The sequence below is a fragment of the Pectobacterium sp. HCp5_1 genome (genome assembly GCF_032905925.1).
Classification (GTDB): domain Bacteria; phylum Pseudomonadota; class Gammaproteobacteria; order Enterobacterales; family Enterobacteriaceae; genus Pectobacterium; species Pectobacterium brasiliense_A.
This window is the reverse complement of sequence record NZ_JAUMIO010000009.1, coordinates 105,561-125,977: the sequence shown is the minus strand read 5'-3', so window position 1 is coordinate 125,977 and position 20,417 is coordinate 105,561. Positions and strand designations below refer to the sequence as shown.

The window sequence follows — 20,417 nt, the reverse complement described above, 5'->3', positions numbered from 1 at the left end:
GCCCGAAGGTCCCCCTCTTTGCTCTTGCGAGGTTATGCGGTATTAGCTACCGTTTCCAGTAGTTATCCCCCTCCATCAGGCAGTTTCCCAGACATTACTCACCCGTCCGCCGCTCGTCACCCAAAGAGCAAGCTCTTCTGTGCTACCGCCCGACTTGCATGTGTTAGGCCTGCCGCCAGCGTTCAATCTGAGCCATGATCAAACTCTTCAATTTAAGATTTGTTTGATTTGCTGAACTCGTCAGCGATGCTCAAAGAATTAAAACTGTTTATTCGTAATGAATTTACTGTTGTTCACTCTTCAAGACTTTTTTATATCGTTAAGATACGGTCTTGTGAGTGCCCACACAGATTGTCTGATTAAATTGTTAAAGAGCAGTGCCACTTCATCGGTGGCGCGGGCTGCATATACTATGCTTTTCCGCTGTGAAGTCAAGTCATTACTGACTGCCTTCGTTGAATCTTTTTTCCTGTCACCGCAACTGCGTGTCGCTGTTGCCGTGTCAGTGGAGGCGCATTATAGGGACTTCTCGGCCACTGACAAGCGTTAAATGCAAAATAATTATCGTTTGTCTACTATTCACCCACAAGGCTATCAAAGTGGCAGTTTTTCCAGCGAATCGAAGCCATAACGCTGCAATATTGGCCACAGCGTGGCGACTTTAGGCGTAATCGCCAGGCAGTAAACCAGATTCTTATCTGTCGAAAGTGGCGGATTATCCAGATTAGCAATCAGCCATGCTGTTCTTTTAGCTATAGCAGCACCAGAATCGACAAGACGTGTACCATCTGGCAAGGCCATTTTCAGTTCTTCTGCCAATAATGGAAAATGCGTACACCCAAGCACGACCGTATCTGGCGGTTCCGGTAAACGCAGCCAAGGACGCAGAATCTTTTGCAATTCGGAAATGGAGATCGTCTCCCCTTGCAATTTCGCTTCTGCTAACTCGACCAGTTCTGACGATCCCAATGACAAAATCTGGCAATCCGTCGCAAAACGGGCAATCAGTTCGTGTGTATACGGACGTTGAACCGTTGCGCGCGTCGCCAATAGGCCGACAACGCCGTTGCGCGTCAGCTTAGCCGCAGGCTTCACCGCAGGGACAACGCCCACGACAGGGAAAGTAAAGCGCTCACGTAACGCAGGAAGGGAAATTGTACTCGCCGTATTGCAGGCGATTACAACCAATGTGAGCTGATGGCGTAGTTGAACTGCGTTAACAATCTCCACCACGCGCTCGATAATAAACTGCTGTGATTTCTCACCATACGGAAACGCTTCGTTATCGAATGCGTATATATAGTGAAGATCCGGCAAGAGCTGCCGGATTTCATCATAAACAGACAGCCCGCCTACGCCGGAATCGAAGACCAGAACCGTAGGACGGGATGGCAGGTTAGAAGGTATAGCTTCCTGTGAGATAGTATTCTCGCCCTGCCGTGCGGTAGCCATATGCCGTCTCATAATCTTTATCAAACAGGTTGGCGATTCTACCACGAACTGTCAGATGAGAGGTGATCGGATATGAGGCAGCGAGATCCCAAAGGCTTACGCCGCCTAATTTCACAGGCTGGAACGTGTTGTAGTCCGTGTCATAACGTTGTCCGAGATACTGGTAAGTCACCGACCAATCAATATCAGCCACCGTCCAATCCAACTGATACTTAACCTGCTGCTTGGCGCGACGTAGTAACACTTTATTCGTCTGGCTATTACGCGGGTCAAGGTAATCAAAAGAAACTGTGTGAGCCAGAGGACCAGTATCGAAAGATGCCGTTGCTTCAGCACCTTTGATACGCGCTTTTTGGATATTGCCGTAACGATTTGTTGAGTCAAAATTGATGAGGTTGTCAATGTCATTGCGATAGCCAGACAGCCTCCAGTTAACCGGGCCAGTCAAACCTTCGAAGCCGCCTTCCCACTGCTTACTTTCTTCTGGCTTAAGACTGAGGTTACCGTATTTTTCGCTGTAGACCTGATTCAGGTTCGGTGCTTTATAAGCAGTTCCATAAGAGGCAAAAATGCTGTACCCCTCAATAAACTCCCACGCAGCGCTCGATTGCCAAGTGTTATGCCAGCCAAAAACATTATTGTCATCGCCCCTAACAGCCCCTTCTAGCGTCACACTGCTTATTTTTTGTTGGGCGGTGGCGTAGATACCAGCGTTACGTTGCTCATGCCCAGCCGTTACGCGACCTGTACCTGGTTGTGATGTCTGTTTTTGCCAATCCACACCCGTGCTAACACTCCCCGCGCCAACAGCAAATGTATTGCCCCATTGCAAGTTATATTGTTTTACATCATCCAACGATGATGCAGGGCTATAACGCCCCTTAGCAGGATCAAAATTTAAATCTTTGGTGTGGCTATAACTGGCAACTAATTGGCTCGAATAAATATCTCGGTTAAATTGCAAACCTGCATCCCACGTTTGACTATAAAGCTGCCGAATACTTGGTGTACCCAAAAAAACCCACGTTACGTCCTCAAGGGCATCATAACCATCATAATCGGTTCGATTATCAAAACCATATCCACGCACGAAACCACTAAATTCATCATTGAACTGCTGCTTTACAGCACCATAGATGGATTTACTCATGAATCCATCACGATCTGGCTGACGCGGCGCATCAGCAGCAGCGACATCAAATCCTTTGGTATAGGTGTAATTACCCGCTAACGTGACTGTTGTGCCACTATCCAAAGTCTGTTGGGTTGCCAAATCATAAGCTTGGTAGCCTTTTGAGCCAACACCAGCAACCAATGTTGTGCCATTTTTCTCTCTGGTGGTAATGATGTTTACAACACCACCAATAGCATCAGAACCATAGACCGCAGAACGTGCACCACGGATATATTCTATCTTTTGAACCAAAGAAAGAGGAATCTGGCTGAGGTCGGAAGAACCGCTAATACCAGCTTGATTCAAACGAATGCCATCTATCAAAATAAGAACATGTCTGCTCTCAGAACCTCTAATGCGTAATGCGCTTTGTTGTCCCAATCCACCACTCTGTTCAATATCTACACCCGGCAAGCGGCGCATAACATCAGCCACACTTTTTGCTTGCCAACGGTCAATATCTCCCCTTGTCACTACAGTAGTAGGTGCCAGCACCGAAGAAACCGGCTGTGCGAAACGATTTGCTGTGACTACCATGTCATCGGCATTTTTTTCCGATGGCGAATTTGGAGATGAACTGTTTTCCTGCGCCCAGCCAGAAAATGCCGTGACAGAAAGCGCCGTCAGCAGCGAAATTTTTTTAATCATTGTTAAAGCATCCGAGAAATAATAAGGATGCCGCAGGCTCTGTTAATAGCACGCGATATGCAGAACCAATTGCGACGTATTCCGGCAGGTCTTCGGGCTTGGATGCCGTTGTCCCACAAATCGTCAACGACGGTAGGGGATACAACGAAAGCGATGACTTCCCATCCTCAAAAGTTGAAGACAGTGTCTGCATAATAATGCTATCGCCGGGGCATTCCTTACCGCTGCGCGTCAGCTCCAGATTTACACTGGATTCCCTTTTAACTTGTGGTACAAGGCCGGACGCTCATCCTACAATCGCGAATTGTGGAAGTCTAGACTTCTATATCACTACAGGATAATCACGTAACAAAACTGGACTTCCTGGCCGGATTCCCTACAATTCCCGGCCAATAACACCCTTTTAGACGCTGTTGACGAGAAAACCATGACGCCAGAAATCCTGCCCATCGAACAATACGACGACCAGCTTGCAGAGAAAACCGAGCGTCTGCGTGGGATGATGGCACCGTTCAATGCACCGGAGCCTGTCGTCTTCCGTTCTCCCGTCAGTCACTATCGGATGCGTGCTGAATTCCGTATCTGGCATGATGGTGACGAGCTTTATCACATCATGTTTGACCAGCAAACCAAACAGCGCATTCGGGTTGATCGCTTTCCGGCTGCCAGTGAACTGATCAACCGCCTGATGCCAGAGCTGCTTGCCGCCATTCAGCCCGATTCCGTCCTGCGCCGCAAACTGTTCCAGATAGACTACCTGTCCACCCTGAGCGGCGAAGTGATCGTTTCACTGCTGTATCACCGCGCACTGGATGAGGAATGGCAGGAGCATGCCCGTGCGCTGCGCGATAGCCTAACGGCGCAGGGGTTCCGTCTACAACTGATCGGTCGCGCGACGAAAACCAAAATCTGCCTCGATCGCGATTATGTCGATGAATGCCTGCCGGTTGCAGGTCGGGATATGATTTACCGACAGGTAGAAAACAGCTTCACGCAGCCGAATGCCGCAATCAATATTCAGATGCTGGAATGGGCGCTGGATGCGACAGCGGGATCGACAGGAGATTTACTGGAGCTGTATTGCGGCAACGGCAATTTTTCACTCGCGCTGGCAAGAAATTTCGAACGCGTACTGGCGACGGAGATCGCCAAGCCCTCCGTCGCGGCGGCACAGTATAATATCGCGGCGAACCAGATAGAGAACGTGCAGATTATCCGTATGGCAGCGGAAGAATTTACTCAGGCTATGCAGGGCGTACGCCAGTTTAACCGCTTACAGGGTATCGATCTGACGAGCTACCAGTGCGAGACCATTTTTGTTGACCCGCCGCGCAGCGGACTGGATGACGAAACGGTGAAACTGGTGCAGGCGTATCCGCGCATTCTTTATATTTCCTGCAACCCGGAAACGCTGAGCAACAACCTGCAAACGCTCTCGGAAACCCACGACATTCGCCGTCTGGCGCTGTTCGATCAATTCCCTTACACCCACCATATGGAGTGTGGCGTGCTGTTGGAAAAGCGTCAGTAACAGCACACAACCTGGCGGGTCACCCCCGCCAGAATGCACCCGCTACAGCGTCTCGTTCTCTTCTGCGGATACAGAATCCGTTTCTTTTCTGCGGCGCAGCTTCAGACCAATCCAGAAAACCAACACCACACACAGGATTGAAGGAATAAAGTTCGATCCTATGGCAGGATATTCAACGCGCACGATGGCACTGTAAATCAATAATCCCAGCAGAAAACTAGCCGCCGCCAGCATCGGAATGCCTTCCGGCATACTGTGGTGCAAATAACGTTGATGCAGGCAATAAATGGACAATACCAGCGCAATCAGGGGAAAAATCGAGAACGGAACAATACTGCTGAACAGAGCGGCGAATGCGCCATTGGCGGATAAGCCCGCAATCAACGCCAGCACCAGCGTACCTTTTTCTTGGTGAGGTTTTTCTGTCATGGATTCTCCCTTTTCATGTTGTTGGTATAGAGGATTTATGGCACGGTAAAGCTACTATCGTGTTCTTTTCTGTACCAGTAATAAGCACCTTTGGCGATCATCCGCAGTTGCAGTACTAACCGCTCTTCTAGCTGTTTACGCTGTTCCAGGGAAACATCCAGGGCTTCTGCCCCCGCGCTGAAAACAATGGTCACCATCGCTTCCGACTGCGCCTCCGCGAAACTGCGGGGAATATGGTTTTCCACCTCAAGATAATCCGCCAGCTCAGCGATAAAATGCTGAATCTCCCGTGCGACCGCCGCACGGAATGCCGCCGACGTCCCTGAGCGCTCACGCAGCAAGAGCCGGAACGCATTAGGATTATTGCCGATAAATTCCATGAAGGTGGCAACCGACGTCCTGATTACGCTACCCGTCTTCGCAATACGCTGCCGGGCCTGTCGCATTAACTGACGCAGCATCAGCCCGCTTTCGTCAACCATTGTCAGCCCCAGCTCATCCACGTCACGAAAATGACGATAGAAAGACGTCGGCGCGATACCCGCTTCTCGGGCAACTTCACGCAGACTCAGGCTGGCAAAACTGCGTTCAGCGCTTAACTGGCTAAATGCAGCTTCAATAAGGGAACGACGAGTCCGTTCTTTTTGTTGTGCTCTGACACCCATTATGCTGCCCAAATGATCTACTCCCCTTTCCAGAGGGGCACTATAGCAAACTTTATTGTCCGCAGAATGCGACAAAGTTTGCCATATTAAGAATGTGAGAATCTGTTTCCATAGTAAAGGCAGGGATGATTGGGTTCTGCCGCAGTCGATGTTACAATGCACAATGTTACAGTCGCGTTATTAATTTGTATAAAAACAGGTTTAACCTACCATGACTCTACAACATCAATTCGATTACGATGCCATCGTTATTGGTTCCGGTCCCGGCGGTGAAGGTGCAGCAATGGGATTGGCCAAGCACGGCGCCAAAATTGCGGTGATTGAACGTCACTACAATGTCGGCGGCGGCTGTACCCACTGGGGTACGATTCCTTCCAAAGCCCTCCGCCACGCCGTCAGCCGTATTATCGAGTTCAATCAAAACCCTCTCTACAGTGACAACTCCCGCATTATCCGCTCCTCATTTTCCGACATCCTGCGCCACGCCGACAGCGTCATTGGTCAGCAAACCCGTATGCGACAAGGATTTTATGAGCGTAACCAGTGCGAGTTGTTTTCCGGTGAAGCCAGCTTCATCGATGCACATACGATTGCCGTTCACTACCCAGACAATACCCATGAAACGCTGACCGCCGCGAATATCATTATCGCGACCGGTTCACGTCCGTATCATCCGGCAGAAGTCGACTTTAATCACCCACGAATTTACGACAGCGACTCGATTCTGCAACTCGACCACGAGCCTCAACACGTCATCATTTACGGCGCGGGCGTTATCGGCTGCGAATATGCCTCTATCTTTCGCGGCCTGAGCGTTAAGGTCGATTTAATCAATACCCGCGATAGGCTGCTGGCCTTTCTCGATCAGGAAATGTCGGATGCCCTGTCCTACCATTTCTGGAACAACGGCGTGGTGATTCGCCACAACGAAGAGTTCGAGAGTATTGAAGGGCTGTCTGACGGCGTTATCGTTAATCTGAAGTCAGGCAAAAAGATGAAGGCAGACTGCCTGCTTTATGCCAACGGGCGCACTGGTAACACGGAAACGCTGGGGCTAGAGAATATCGGCCTGAGCACTGACAGCCGCGGGCAGCTCAAGGTCAACAGCATGTACCAGACGGCGCTGGCGCATATTTATGCCATCGGCGATGTCATTGGCTATCCTAGCCTGGCATCAGCGGCGTACGATCAGGGTCGACTCGCCGCACAGGCAATCATCAAAGGTGATGCCAGCGCGCATCTGATCGAAGATATCCCAACCGGCATTTATACCATCCCGGAAATCAGCTCCGTGGGGAAAACCGAGCAAGAGCTCACCGCGATGAAAGTGCCTTATGAAGTCGGACGGGCGCAGTTCAAACATCTGGCACGCGCGCAGATTGTTGGGATGAATGTGGGGAGTTTGAAGATTCTGTTTCATCGTGAAACGAAACAGATTCTGGGTATTCACTGCTTTGGTGAGCGCGCTGCTGAGATTATCCACATCGGGCAGGCCATCATGGAACAGAAAGGTGAAGGCAATACTATCGAATATTTCGTTAATACTACCTTCAACTATCCAACCATGGCAGAAGCGTACCGTGTAGCCGCACTGAACGGGCTTAACCGCTTATTTTGACAGGTTTTCCATATAGCCCTGCATATGCTCGCGGATGGTATCAGCAAGTTGCTCATAGCGTCCGCGCAGTGGTGAACCGGGGCGATACACCAGCGCGATAGTGCGCTTGGGCTCCGGTTTATAACATGTTAAATAGCAGACGCCGTCACGTTCGCGCTCACGCGGAACCGACAACGCCGGCAGCAGCGTAATACCGCTTCCAGCTGCGACCATGTTGCGCAGTGTCTCCAGACTGGTCGCTCGGAAATGCGTATCTTCATCCGCCCCCGCCTGAAAACAGAAGCCCATGGCCTGATCGCGCAGGCAGTGGCCGTCTTCCAGCATCAGCAGTTTTTCACCCGCCAGATCGGACATCGCCACACGTTCACGGTTCGCCCAAGGGTGATCCTGATAAATAGCCAGCTTCATCGGCTCGTCGAAGAGAGGGACCTCGATAAAGGCTTCGGACTCTTTCACCATCGCCAGAATGGCGCAGTCCAGTTTGCCGCTGTCCAACTGGGCCAGCAACTGATGGGTTTGCGCTTCATGCAGATACATTTCGAGTTTGGGAAACGTGCGATGCAGCATCGGAATGATTTGTGGCAGCAGATAAGGCCCCACGGTAGGGATCAGGCCAATGTGCAGCGGCCCAGACATGGTTTCCCCCTGCTGGCTCGCCATCTCTTTTAATACTTTAACCTCACGTAATACCGTTCGTGCCTGCTCGACCAGCAGCAGCCCCGCTTGCGTAAACAAGACCTTACGACTGGTTCGTTCCAGCAGCATCACACCGAGTTCATCTTCCAGTTTACGAATCTGTCCACTGAGTGTTGGCTGACTCACATGGCAGGAATCTGCCGCACGCCGAAAGTGACGATGTTCTGCCAGCGCGACAAGATACTCTAAGTCCCGAATATTCATTATTATTCTCCTTATCATGATAGCTAACAGCGATAGATAGGATATCAATGAACGATAATCCCTATCAACATCCAAAATGAATAATATATCCCACCAAAGCGTATCTATTGATTTCTACAGGAATAAAACAATATTTTTACGATTTCGGCACCGCATGGGTAGACCTACCAGCTTTCAGCCACGCTATAACAAGCAGACTGACATCTTCAAGCGATTTGGCAGCGACAGCATTTTGTGTGCATCGGGCAACAATACCCTTGCGAACGATGTCTGGAAAGCTGACCAGCGGCAAAGCAATAAAAGCATCAAAACAAGTGAATAGAAAACAGGATTGAATATTCAGAGGGGATAGTTAATCACGTCGCCGCGTGACCATCATACGGTGCTGAGAAGGAGGAATGATTAGTAATAAAAACGGGCGGTAATAGCGAACATTGGAGAGGCGTATTGACCACGACAGTGACGCTCAGCCGTGCCGTGCGAATAGGAATCTCATCCCTGAGACTCCTCCTTTTCAGAGCCGCAGTAAGTGACGTTGAAAGGTATTCCAACCCCGTTACTCTTCGTCACCGCGCTGCGGCCTCTTTCTTCCTGAAATATTGCGTGTCGCCTCAGCGTGCCACATCAGGGCGGACGCCCAGCGTATGGCAAATCGCATAGCTCAGCTCCGCGCGGTTCAGCGTATAGAAATGGAAATCTTTTACGCCTTCACGACTGAGAATTTTCACCATATCCATGGCGATAGACGCACCCACCATTTTGCGGGTTTCTGGATCGTTATCCAGGCCGTCAAACATGGTCGTCATCCAGTTCGGTACACGGACATTGGTCATCGTGGCAAATTTTTGCAACTGCTTGAAGTTCGACACTGGCAGAATGCCCGGCACAATTTCTACATCGATGCCCGTCGCCACGCAGCGGTCACGGAACCGCAGATAGCTTTCCACGTCGAAAAAGAACTGCGTGATAGCGCGATTCGCGCCAGCATCAATCTTGTGTTTCAGGTTAATCAGGTCAGCCTGGGCGCTTTTCGCTTCAGGGTGTACTTCAGGATAGGCGGCAACCGAAATATCGAAATCACCGACCTCTTTCAGCAGCGAAACCAGATCCGCCGCATACATGTCCGGTTTGCCACCTTCTGGAGGCAAGTCGCCGCGCAGCGCGACAATATGGCGGATACCGCTCTGCCAGTAATCCTGCGCGATGTCGCGCAGTTGCTCACGCGAGGCATCAATACAGGTCAGGTGAGGTGCCGCTTCCAGACCGGTACGTTCTTTAATCGTTTTGATAATGCTGTGAGTACGGTCACGCTCGCCAGAATTCGCCCCGTAGGTCACGGAAACAAACTTGGGCTTCAGGCTGCTCAGTCGATCGATAGAGCTCCACAGGGTGTCTTCCATCTCGCTGGTACGCGGCGGGAAAAATTCGAATGACACATTAATGCGCCCCTGTAATTCCGCCAGACTTTGATTCAGCGCTTCCCGCTGGTTTGCGTGAAAAAAGCTCATACCTGCTACCCCGTTGACCGTGACTGTTATTATCATTCGCTACACGTCTATACGTTTAGACGGCTATATAGAAAATGACGTAATCCGCTTAAAGAGTCAACGTTTTTCAGCACGACAAACCGTGATGATTGCTCACGCTAAATGAAAAAAGTTCATGATGGATCAGGCGTGGTGACTTTTATACGCAAACGCAGAGATGTCGTGGGTTTTACCGTTATCAGGCGTAAAAAATTATGCTGAGGAGATAGCAGGCTTAGGATGAGCCGCAGGGACGCGGCTCAAGCTTGCGCCACGTCGGGAACGTGTCGCAAGCGGTCCGTTAAGCCTGATACCGACGAAGGCATCGCGCAGCGACATAATTCACGCCGGAAAGCCAGGGGTCACGGGGCGCGCGGCGCTGAGCCGCCCCGTGTCGGGCGTGTGCTACGAGGTAGCATGAAAATGACGGGATTGTGACGCACGAAACCATCTCTCAGGCTACGTAAACGCAAGGGGATACGCCGTCAGCCACAGGGAAAATCGTGAAAATGTACGGTATGCCCTTCTTCCGTCGTCAGAAAAATGGCGTACTGCGGGGCTTCCAGACTAACCTCAAATCCCGGAGCGAAACGCAGCGCGGACTGGTGATTGGTGCCGCGTATCGTGCTGAATGATATTCCTCGCCAGTTGCCACTAGCAGGCCGATGCACGTGCCCTGCGGAAATATGCCGCACATTGCCGAAACGGTGACACACCTGATACAGCGCATCTGCTGCCTCGGGGGCTAATCGAACGTTATCCAGCGCCGGAAGCCCGATCGACATCGGAGGATGATGCAGGAACAGAAACACATTCTTGCCTTCCGCAGCCTGAAGCTGTTGCTCCAGCCATGCCAGCCGCGTGGAACACAGCGTTCCGGCAACGTCACCGGCCTGCAACGAGTCCAGCAGAATGACGCAATCATCTCCCACGGACGTCACGTTCTGCACAAAACCGTTTTCATCCGCCAGCGTCGGGAACTGGACCAAAAACGTCTCCCGGTCGTCGTGATTCCCCATCGTCACACGCCAGGGAAGCTGGAGTTCAGCCAGCACCGAGGCCAGAAATGCATAGGATGCCGCACTGCCGTCATCGGACAGATCGCCGGAGATGACCACCAGATCGGCATCGCGATGGTGTGCGTTGATATCGGCAATCGCCGCTTTCAGTTGCTGTTCCGGGTCGCGGCCATGCACGTTGCCGCCTTGTGCGGTCAGATGGAGGTCGGAAAGTTGAATCAGTTTCATATTATCCTCGGTTTTCACTATCCACGCGCTATCGCCTGCCAATACCGTTACGCCGACTGGCGACGGATTAGCGGGGCGGCCACTTTCGCTCGACACGCGGGTTCTTGTACCTGAGACTGGCGTCGATCGAGCAACGCCAACGCCTGTGCCGCCATCGTGGCGGGATCCTGACGAAATGTCGTCAACGCATAGGCATCCCACCCTGCGGCCGGAATATCATCAAATCCGATAACCATGAGATCCTGCGGAACGGCTAGCCCACACTGCTTTGCGTGGTCGATCACGCCGAACGCCACTAAATCGTTAACGCAGAACACCGCATCTGGCCTGGCGGCTGCGGGAAGTGAAAAGAGCATCTGTCCCACCGCCAGCCCGTCGTCATAATCCGTATCATCACCGCGCACCACGACCACGGGTAGCCCTAACAAATGCGCCTCTTCACAAAACGCCTGTTCACGTTCGATGATATTGGGCGTTGCCGATGCCGCTCCGGCCAGAGCCAGACGCGTTCTGCCCGATGAGGCAAACAGCCGCGCCGCCATACGCGCAGCGGTGTCATTATCAATGTGTACGCTGTCACACACCGGTTCGTGCCGCCCGATGACAATCAGCGGCTGGCCGTTTAACTGCGCCAGCTCGACAAATTCTTTCGGCGGCGAGCCGGAAAGCACAATCGTCGCTTCTGCACGGTGACCAAACAGAATCGAACGCGCGGCGGCCATCGCTTCCCGCACATGACCGGTATTGATGAGCACAGGAATCGAGCCGCGTTGGATTAACGCCTGCGACAGTTCTGCAACCAAGTTGGCACGAAACCCGACCTCGGGATGCGTCACCACCAGCCCAACCAGACGGCTGCTGTTCGCCAGCAGGCCGCGTGCCAGATCGTTAACCTGATAGCCCAACTCCTGCGCCGCCGTCATGACTTTGGCATAGGTGGCAGCCGACACGCTGGCGCCGGGGGTAAAACTGCGGGACACCGCCGAGCGTGATACGCCAGCCCGACGAGCAACATCCTGTGCGCTAACGTAGCCCTGTTTACCTGCCGTCATTTTCCTATCCTTGCCATTACGTCGGCTTTCAAAAAACGTTCCACCACCAGCATGAACAGCACAGAAGGAATCAGCAGCACCAGCGCAGTAATGGAAGCGATCTGATAGTTACCGCCCGCCCCCGCGGTATAGAGCAGCAGCGGCATCATCTGCACATCTGGTGCTCCCACGAAATAGCTGCCGGTAAACTCATCCAGCGATTCGAGAAAAACAAAGATGGCGGATGCCATCAGCCCCGGCATAGCCAGCGGCAAAGTGATATCGACAAAAGCACGCCACGGCCCAGCACCAATTGAACGCGCCGCCTGCTCCATTTCACGCCCCACCGCCGAGAACGCCGCCGAGGCAATCCAGACCGCAAATACCAGCCCGTGAACCGTGTGAACCAGCACAACGCCCAGCAGCGTGCCGTTCAGCCCCCACTGATAAAACAGGCGAGCGATATTGACGTACACCGTCAGATTCGGAAATGCCTGCGGGATCAGGAAAACCAGCAGTATCAATCCGCGAGCAGGCAGCGGCAGACGTGCCAGCGCATATCCCGCCGGAATCGCCAGCGACAACGAGGCCAGCACGGTGAACACCGCCACCAGTACGCTATTCCCCAGGGCTTCCCAGGCTACCCCGCGCGGTGAAAACACCCGCTTCCAGAAGGCAAAGCCCCAGTCATTGGGCAGCAGATGGGGATAGAACCATTTTTCCGCCACCGACCACAGCAGGAGGTTAGCCAATGGCCCAAAGATCAAGAAGATCAGCGTCCCCAGAATCAGCATTCTTGGGATCCACCACAGTACGTTCTTCATGCTTTATCCCTCATGTTCAGGCGGAGATAAATCACGGCAAACAGGCCGGTCATCAGCAGGGAAATCACCCCCAACGCATTCGCCACGCCATAATCACCGTAGGCGTTAATGCGGAAGGCAATGTTGGCGGTTAGCATCGTCGGCGACTGGGCATTGATCATCATCGGTACGGACAGCACCGACATCATGGTGACGAAAGAGAGAATGAGCCCGGTGAGCAGCGTTTGCCCAACCTGAGGCACCACAATTTCACACAGAATACGCAAGCGCGACGCACCTAAGTTACGGGCGGATTCGATCATCGTGCGATCCAGCGATGCCATCGCACCGGCGACCAGCAGCGCCACAAACGGCGTCTGTTTCCAGACGAAGGCAAACACGATACCGCGCCAGTCCAGCCAGTTGCTGGCGCTGGCCATATCGACAATACCGAGCGTATCCAGTGCGCCATTCAACCAGCCGTTCTTGGCCAGAAACGTGCGTAAAATTTGCCCGGTCACGATAAACGGGATAAACAGCGGCCAGCGATAGACCCAGCGCAACAGCGCCACCATGCGCGGGCTTTCCCCCAACGTCAGGTAGCCGCCGATCGTGACGGACAGCAGACCAATCAGCAGCGTCGCGAGGCTCACAATCAGTAAGGTAAACAGGATATCGGGCAGATAGAGCGTCAATGCGGTGACAAAATTATCAACACCCACACCATTCTGACTGACAAAAGCGCCCCCAACCGACAGCCCCAGCGGCGTGATAAAACAGACAGCCACCACCGCCAGCGCGGGTAGCACAAGCGCGATACCCGCCAGTCGGGAAGAGAATTGGGATACTTGCAACATGAATGTCTCCGCGCTCTGGCTTCATTCCGCCAGAGCGCATGTGGTACTAAGGGTATAAAAATTTAGGGAATGATTACTTCGCCATCGCTTGCTCATAGGCGTTCAGAATCGCAGTGTGGTAAGGCGCGATAGGGAACGTCTTGCCTTTGCTCGCCAGTTCATCAGGCGTTACGTCCGTGAAAAGACGCTGCCAGACAGCGGGCTTCAGCTCGGCCTGAACGTACTTGGCATCGATCCCCGGATACCAGTTAAAGCGTTCCACAATCCCTTCGGCCTGTACTTTGGCGCTGGTTGCCAGTTCGACAAACTGTTTAGCCAGTTCGCGGTTCGGAGCCTGCGCGGGGATGACATAGTGCATCGGTTGCCCTGGCATACCGGGCGCAGGAAGCAGCAATTTGAAATTGTCCGGCAGTTGTCCACTCGCTTTCCAGGAATAGAACATATCGACCCATACCGGCCCCATCGCGATTTCACCGCGGCTCAGCATGTCGAGCGTGCCAGCATTGCCCGGCGTCAGCGTCACGTTCTTGTTAAAGGCTTTCAGGCGCTCAAACGCCGGTTGCCATTTCTTCGCTTCTGCCTCATCAAATGGTCCGTTCATCAGCTTCTGGGCATCGCCGCCGTAAGCGTAAATCCAACCCATGACGAAGCTCACGCCCGATGCGCCGCCCTTAATGCCGTTGTAGCCGAACATCTTCGGATTCGCGGCAGCCCACTGCTGGATTTCGTCATAGCTTTTAGGCGGATTCGCTACCATGCCGGGGTTATAGGCCAGCGCCGTCTGGCTGCTGAACATCGGCATGACGTAGCCTTTCACATCTGTGCCCATGGCTTTATCCGCAGCGGCCATGCTGACCAGCTTGCCACTGGCGATATCATCGCGATATTTCAGCAGGTCGCCCTTTTGCACCATCGGGCCGACAAATTTCTCGTGCACAACCGCCACATCGGTGTCCCAGACTTTGGCTCCGGCGGCCTGCTGTGCATTGAAACGCTCAAGAATCTTCTGCGACCCCGCATCACCCGGTCCGGTGCCGACGGCACGTACTTTTACGCCGGGATGCTGTTTCTCAAACAGCGGCCCCAGATATTCATTGACATAGTCGACCATGTTTTGGTCACCCGCCGTCAACACGGTTAATTCCTGTGCCTGTACCGCCGCCAGCGGCGTACTCATCATCAGCGTTGCAGCAAAAATGCGTTTCATCTCATTTGTCTCCAATTCAGGATCAGGCCGTCAGGCCGGGAAGCGGGGAATAACGTGAAGTGGTATCCGGTATCGCCGTCGAAGATGTCATATCTTCTGCCAGCGGGAAAAGAAACAGCGCCTCGGCAGGGATCTGCACCGCAACCCGCTGCCCGATGGCATAGGGGTGCGACGCATGAACCTGTATCCGCCAAGTGCCGCTGGAAATCGTATGCAGCCAGTATCCGCCAGGGTAGCTTTGTGCCTGTACCGTGCCGTAGCGCATCAACATGCCGGGCTGGATAAGCGGGACGTTCGCCGCATCGTAAAGGCGAGCGGCTTCCGCACGAAAACGTGCTTCTATCCCACCGGGCGGTAGCGACGTATTCGCTGGCACCAGCGAATGACTCTCGGCATCACCGGGAATCATCAGCGTCTCGCCGTCATAGCGCGCTTCCAACACAAGCCGATTTTCCGCGCCCATAAACGCCGCGACAAACGAACTGGCAGGATGGTGATACACCTCTTGCGGGCTGCCCGCCTGCATGATCCGACCCTGATTCAAAATCACGATGCGGTCCGCCATCACCATCGCTTCTTCGCGATCGTGCGTTACGTGGATCGCGGTCAATCCCAGCCGCTGTTGCAGCGCACGGATCTCGTCACGCAGTTGCAGGCGGATACGTGCATCCAGATTGGAGAGCGGTTCATCCAGCAGCAGAATATCGGGTCGTACCGCCAGTGCGCGGCCCAAGGCGACACGCTGACGCTGTCCACCGGACAGTTCCGCAGGTTTACGGGTGCTCAGGCCCGTCAAACCGAGCATGGTTTCCAGTTCCGCCACACGGTTGGCAATCTCCGCACGCGGGACGCGGCGCAAACGCAGTCCATAGGCAATATGCTGTGCCACCGTCATATGCGGCCACAGCGCGTAGCTCTGAAATACCAGCGCCATTCCGCGTTTCTCCGGCGGTGCTTGCGTCATATCCTGCCCGTTAACGCGAATCGCCCCCGCTCGCGGTGACGAGAACCCAGCGACCGTACGCAGTAACGTCGTCTTGCCGCACCCTGACGACCCGAGCAACGCCACGAATTCGCCCTGCGCAATCTCCAGATGGATATCGTTCAATACGGCGGTCGTGCCGTATCCAACATGTAGGTGGTCGATGACAATATGCGGTGATGCCGCAGAGGAAGTTGTTTTTTGCACAGCTGTGCATTCCACGATAATCAAACAATGCACTGATTGTGCGGTGACATCGTGTCAGTGGCGTGTTGTCACCGTGACATTTCAATGACACGACTAGTGGGGAATATGGGGAAATACTCTTAACGCTCGCCTTATATAAGTGCGCGAAAGCTCTGCTGAGTTTGCCATTATCCGGCGTAAAAAATTATGCTGAAGAGATAGCAGGCTTAGGATGAGCCGCAGGGAAGCGGCTCAAGCTTGCGCCACGTAGGGAACGTGTCGCAAGCGGTCCGTTAAGCCGGATATCGAAGAAGGCACCGCGTCAGCGGCATAATTTGCGCCGGAAAGCCAGGGGTCACGGGGCGAGCGGCGCGTGAGCCGCCCCGTGTCGGGCGTTTGCTACGAGGTAGCATGAAAATGGCGGGGTTGTGGCGCACGAAACCGTCTCTTGGTCTGCATAAAAGTATGACTAAGAGACGGCCAACGGTATGTCGCGCTGACAACAGGTTCTACAGTAACTGCGCCAAACGGTTCAGGTCAGACTGAAGCGCACCGGCGGTGACATCGCGCCCCGCGCCCGGCCCACGGATAACCAGCGGGTTATCCCGATACCAGCGGCTTTCAATCGCAAACACGTTATCACCCGGCAGCAGCGAGGCCAGCGGATGATCGGGACGGACGGCTTCAACACCCACGCGCGCTTTACCATTGCTGTCAAAGCGTGCGACGTGACGCAGAACCAGACCCATTTCCTGCGCGGCTTCCAGACGACGCAGCATCTGCTCGTTCAGCGAATCGCCGTTCTCGAAGAAGTAATCGACAGAACCCTGCTCACAGCCCGGCGGCACCAGCGACTCAACCCGAACCTGACTAGGCTCGATGTCATAGCCCGCTTCACGCGCCAGAATCACCAGCTTACGCATGACATCCTGACCAGAGAGGTCAACACGCGGATCCGGCTCGGTCAGCCCCTGCTGGCAAGCCTGATCGACCAGTTCGGTGAACGGCACGGTGCCGTCAAACTGCAAGAACAGCCAGGAAAGCGTGCCGGAGAAAATCCCGCTAATCGCCAGAATACTGTCGCCGCTTTCTCGTAGATCGCGTACCGCAAAGTTGACCGGCAACCCTGCGCCGACGGTCGAGTTATACAACCAGTGACGATCCGTTTTCGCGAACGCGTCGCGAATCTGGCGATAGTTATTGCCGCCTGATGCACCCGCCAGTTTGTTAGCGCTGATGACATGGAAACCGTAGCTGGCGAAATCCAGATACAGATCGGCGACCGACTCACTGGCGGTGACGTCCAGCACCACCAAATCATCGAAGGGGTGCGCACGCATCCACAGGAACAGATCTTCACCATCCCGCTCTTGCGCTTCACTTTCGAAGAAGGCCAACGCACGGCTGGCATCCAGTCCGTCATAGTTCAACAGGCTGCGCGTACTGTCCACCACACCGGCCAGTACAAACTCAAAACCGGTACGTGCAGACAGATTGCTCTGCTCACGCGCAAACAGCTCCAGCCAGCGTGAACCAATATTTCCTTTGCCGAACAGCACCAGACCGATACGTTTTTCTGCCCGGAACAGCGAATGGTGCAGCCCGCGAATCAGATGCTCTGTCGGGCCGACACGCAGCACCGCCACCAGGCTGATGCCATCATCGGCCTGACGGACAAATTCAATCGGCTGATCTTTCAACTGCTGATAGAAGCGGTGGCTGTGCAGCGGATTTTTACCCACGCCTGCACCGACCATCGCGACCATCGCCAGCCCGTCACGCTGATTGAGTTCAACGGGTAACGCAGCCTGTGCCAGCAGTTGCAGCGCGCTATCCACCACTTCGGAGGTGTAGCACAGTTGCAGCAGGTTACGATCCTGATGAACGCCGATCGCCAGCGGTTTCAGCTGCGCACGATTCAGAAGCTGTTCGACTTCTTTTTGCAGCAGCACAAAATCGTGTTCAGAAGGAACCTGAACTTCAATCAGGCACACGTCATCATGGCTGGTGACAATTTTGGCACCTGTACCCGAGGCCAGTACGCGTTCAATACGCGTCGACCCTTGTTCAGGCTGATAGCTGCAACGCAGTTGCAGGTCGATATCGCTGCCGGAAACGGGCTGTAAGGTACGCGTATGTAATACCGGTGCCGCCAGACGTGCCAGTTCACTGGCTTCATCTAGCCGCAGCAGTGGCAACAGGCAGGCGTCTTTCACTTTACGCGGATCGGCACTATATACCCCGGCGACGTCGCTCCAGATGGTCACGCGTTCAACACCCGCCAACGCACCAATTTGTGTGGCGGAATAGTCACTGCCGTTTCGCCCCAGCAGCACCGTTTCGCCTGCATCATTGCGGCAGATAAAACCCGTTACCACTAAACGCTGACCTGCGTGTTGCGTCAGATATTGCTGCAACAGCGGCCAGGAACGGCCTTCATCCACCTGCGGCTGCGCGGCACGTTCTGCGCAGAGAAAATCACGTGCATCCAGCCACGCTGCATTCATATCCAGATGATTCAACACGGCAGACATCAGGCGAGCCGACCAGATTTCACCGTGCCCAACCACTTCGGCATAGACGGCATCCGTCAGCTTGCCATCCAGCAGCGCAGCCAAACGCTCCAGATCGCGAATAAACTGAGCGGTCAGCGTCTCTGCCTCTTGCGCAGGCAGAAGCCCGGCAATCAGTTCACTGTGGTAGCGGCGTAATGCCTGCTGAACCTGATGCGCCGACAGACGGTCGCTCTGGCTCAGTTTCAACCAGCTAATCAGCTGGTTTGTGGTACTGCCTGCGGCAGATACCACCATCAAATCACCGGGGTGGCTATACTCCGCCATAATACCGGCTACGCGTAGGTAACACTTCACATCGGCCAGACTGCTACCGCCAAATTTATGCAGCTGTCGGCCTGTTACCGATGGCGCTACTCCTAATGCACTCATTCTTACCTCTTGGCTGCGGCTTGAAACGCACGATCCAGATCGGCAACCAGATCATCGCCGTCTTCAATGCCGGTGGAAATACGCAGTAATGTTTCAGAGATACCCGCCGCGGCACGCGCTTCTGGTGCCATGCCAGCATGCGTCATTGTTGCCGCATGAGAGATGAGGCTTTCGACTCCGCCCAGCGATTCCGCCAATGTGAACAGCTCCAGCGATGCCAGAAAACGCCGCAGGGTATCTTCATCACCATCCAGCTCAAAACTTAGCATAGCGCCAAAGCCAGATTGTTGACGGCGGGCAATATCATGGCCGGGATTGTTCGGCAATGAAGGATGGTACAGCGCCTTCACCAACGGCTGCGTCTGTAAGAATTCAACGATTTGTTGCGCATTACGCTGCGCGGCTGCCATGCGCGGTGCCAGAGTACGCAGGCCGCGTAGTAGCAGATAGCTGTCAAACGCCGCGCCTGTGACGCCGATGTTGTTCGCCCACCAGGCCAGTTCAGTAATGGTATCGGCATCTCTGGCGATCACTGCACCCGCCACTACGTCAGAGTGACCATTCAGGTACTTGGTACAGGAATGCACCACCAGATCGGCACCCAGCTCCAGCGGCTTCTGCAGCGCCGGGCTCAGGAAGGTGTTATCTACCACGCTAACCGCGCCCGCTTCCCGTGCAGCCTGACAAATCGCGGCAATATCCACGACGCGCAGCAGCGGATTGCTCGGGCTTTCCACCAGCACCAGCTTCGGCTTTTCTGCCAACGCCGCGTTGAGCGCATCGGTATCACTTTGATCGACAAATTTGACGCGAAATGCGCCGCGCTTGCTCAGGCTGTCAAACAAACGATAGCTGCCGCCATAGCAATCATGCGGTGCCACCAGCAGATCGCCGGGACGCAGGAACACCGTACAAACCAGCATAATCGCCGACATTCCGCTGCTCGTCATTACCGCACCCGCACCGCCTTCCAGTTCGGCAAGCGCACGCTGCACAACATCACGCGTGGGGTTACCGCGACGCGAATAGTCGTGTGCGCGTGGCTGATTGAATCCGGTAAAGTTATACGTGCTGGAAAGGTGAATGGGTGGGACGACGCAGCCATACTGCTCATCATCATTTAACCCGCTGCGGACTGCGATCGTTGCCTGTTTACGCGTCATCGGCTCATTTCCTGGCTGGAGGCTGAAAAGATAGGAACTTAAGAGTAAACGCA

The 20,417-nt window shown here is 54.0% G+C and carries 16 protein-coding genes, 1 rRNA gene and 1 riboswitch; of the genes, 2 read left to right on the top strand and 15 right to left on the bottom strand.

Features of this window, described 5'->3' with window-relative positions:
* The 3 genes from Q3A88_RS09330 to btuB all read right to left on the bottom strand — a co-directional run.
* Nucleotides 1-214, bottom strand: a 16S ribosomal RNA gene (locus Q3A88_RS09330); the annotation flags it as partial.
* Nucleotides 215-594: 380 nt separating this feature from the next.
* Complete coding sequence (murI, locus tag Q3A88_RS09325; RefSeq protein WP_317177783.1) at nucleotides 595-1,452, bottom strand: glutamate racemase; 858 nt, start codon at nucleotides 1,450-1,452, stop codon at nucleotides 595-597.
* The gene (gene btuB / locus Q3A88_RS09320) at nucleotides 1,397-3,274 is read right to left on the bottom strand and encodes a TonB-dependent vitamin B12 receptor BtuB (RefSeq protein ID WP_317177782.1); all 1,878 of its coding nucleotides are present in this window, start codon (nucleotides 3,272-3,274) and stop codon (nucleotides 1,397-1,399) included. Before btuB ends, murI begins: the two co-directional genes overlap by 56 nt.
* A gap of 65 nt (nucleotides 3,275-3,339) precedes the next feature.
* A riboswitch (cobalamin riboswitch) is annotated at nucleotides 3,340-3,572 on the bottom strand.
* Between the two features lie 129 nt (nucleotides 3,573-3,701).
* Between btuB and trmA the strand changes: the two genes are divergently transcribed.
* On the top strand, nucleotides 3,702-4,805 hold the full coding sequence (gene trmA, locus Q3A88_RS09315) for a tRNA (uridine(54)-C5)-methyltransferase TrmA (protein WP_014916979.1): 1,104 nt from the start codon (nucleotides 3,702-3,704) through the stop codon (nucleotides 4,803-4,805).
* A gap of 42 nt (nucleotides 4,806-4,847) precedes the next feature.
* Here the strand turns inward: trmA and Q3A88_RS09310 are convergent, their stop codons facing one another.
* Together Q3A88_RS09310 and fabR are read right to left on the bottom strand one after the other, a co-directional pair.
* Entirely contained in the window at nucleotides 4,848-5,234 is a 387-nt protein-coding gene (locus tag Q3A88_RS09310) for a YijD family membrane protein (protein WP_317177781.1), read from the bottom strand.
* Between the two features lie 35 nt (nucleotides 5,235-5,269).
* Nucleotides 5,270-5,899, bottom strand: coding sequence for an HTH-type transcriptional repressor FabR (gene fabR / locus Q3A88_RS09305; protein ID WP_014916981.1), 630 nt, complete (start codon nucleotides 5,897-5,899; stop codon nucleotides 5,270-5,272).
* A 211-nt stretch (nucleotides 5,900-6,110) separates the two neighbouring features.
* Between fabR and sthA the strand changes: the two genes are divergently transcribed.
* Nucleotides 6,111-7,517: a Si-specific NAD(P)(+) transhydrogenase gene (gene sthA / locus Q3A88_RS09300; protein ID WP_014916982.1), complete on the top strand. Its 1,407-nt coding sequence runs from the start codon at nucleotides 6,111-6,113 to the stop codon at nucleotides 7,515-7,517.
* Here sthA and oxyR read toward each other — a convergent pair.
* From oxyR to metB, 10 genes are all read right to left on the bottom strand, one after another.
* Nucleotides 7,509-8,417, bottom strand: a complete 909-nt coding sequence (gene oxyR, locus Q3A88_RS09295; RefSeq protein WP_180787189.1) for a DNA-binding transcriptional regulator OxyR — start codon at nucleotides 8,415-8,417, stop codon at nucleotides 7,509-7,511. The two genes, sthA and oxyR, sit on opposite strands and share 9 nt — an antisense overlap.
* A gap of 611 nt (nucleotides 8,418-9,028) precedes the next feature.
* The gene (gene metF, locus Q3A88_RS09290; RefSeq protein WP_014916983.1) at nucleotides 9,029-9,925 is read right to left on the bottom strand and encodes a methylenetetrahydrofolate reductase; all 897 of its coding nucleotides are present in this window, start codon (nucleotides 9,923-9,925) and stop codon (nucleotides 9,029-9,031) included.
* Nucleotides 9,926-10,428: 503 nt separating this feature from the next.
* Nucleotides 10,429-11,286, bottom strand: coding sequence for a phosphodiesterase (locus Q3A88_RS09285; protein WP_317177780.1), 858 nt, complete (start codon nucleotides 11,284-11,286; stop codon nucleotides 10,429-10,431).
* A complete protein-coding gene (locus tag Q3A88_RS09280) occupies nucleotides 11,238-12,242 on the bottom strand; it encodes a LacI family DNA-binding transcriptional regulator (RefSeq protein WP_317177779.1) in 1,005 nt (334 codons plus the stop codon). Before Q3A88_RS09280 ends, Q3A88_RS09285 begins: the two co-directional genes overlap by 49 nt.
* Nucleotides 12,239-13,045, bottom strand: coding sequence for an ABC transporter permease (locus tag Q3A88_RS09275; protein ID WP_039281140.1), 807 nt, complete (start codon nucleotides 13,043-13,045; stop codon nucleotides 12,239-12,241). Before Q3A88_RS09275 ends, Q3A88_RS09280 begins: the two co-directional genes overlap by 4 nt.
* The gene (locus tag Q3A88_RS09270; protein WP_317177778.1) at nucleotides 13,042-13,881 is read right to left on the bottom strand and encodes a sugar ABC transporter permease; all 840 of its coding nucleotides are present in this window, start codon (nucleotides 13,879-13,881) and stop codon (nucleotides 13,042-13,044) included. Before Q3A88_RS09270 ends, Q3A88_RS09275 begins: the two co-directional genes overlap by 4 nt.
* A 73-nt stretch (nucleotides 13,882-13,954) precedes the next feature.
* Nucleotides 13,955-15,088: an extracellular solute-binding protein gene (locus tag Q3A88_RS09265; protein WP_039552835.1), complete on the bottom strand. Its 1,134-nt coding sequence runs from the start codon at nucleotides 15,086-15,088 to the stop codon at nucleotides 13,955-13,957.
* Nucleotides 15,089-15,110: 22 nt separating this feature from the next.
* Nucleotides 15,111-16,277: an ABC transporter ATP-binding protein gene (locus Q3A88_RS09260; protein WP_317177777.1), complete on the bottom strand. Its 1,167-nt coding sequence runs from the start codon at nucleotides 16,275-16,277 to the stop codon at nucleotides 15,111-15,113.
* Between the two features lie 488 nt (nucleotides 16,278-16,765).
* On the bottom strand, nucleotides 16,766-19,201 hold the full coding sequence (locus Q3A88_RS09255; protein WP_014916990.1) for a bifunctional aspartate kinase/homoserine dehydrogenase II: 2,436 nt from the start codon (nucleotides 19,199-19,201) through the stop codon (nucleotides 16,766-16,768).
* A 2-nt stretch (nucleotides 19,202-19,203) separates the two neighbouring features.
* Nucleotides 19,204-20,364, bottom strand: a complete 1,161-nt coding sequence (metB, locus tag Q3A88_RS09250) for a cystathionine gamma-synthase (RefSeq protein WP_039465321.1) — start codon at nucleotides 20,362-20,364, stop codon at nucleotides 19,204-19,206.
* Nucleotides 20,365-20,417 lie beyond the last annotated feature (53 nt).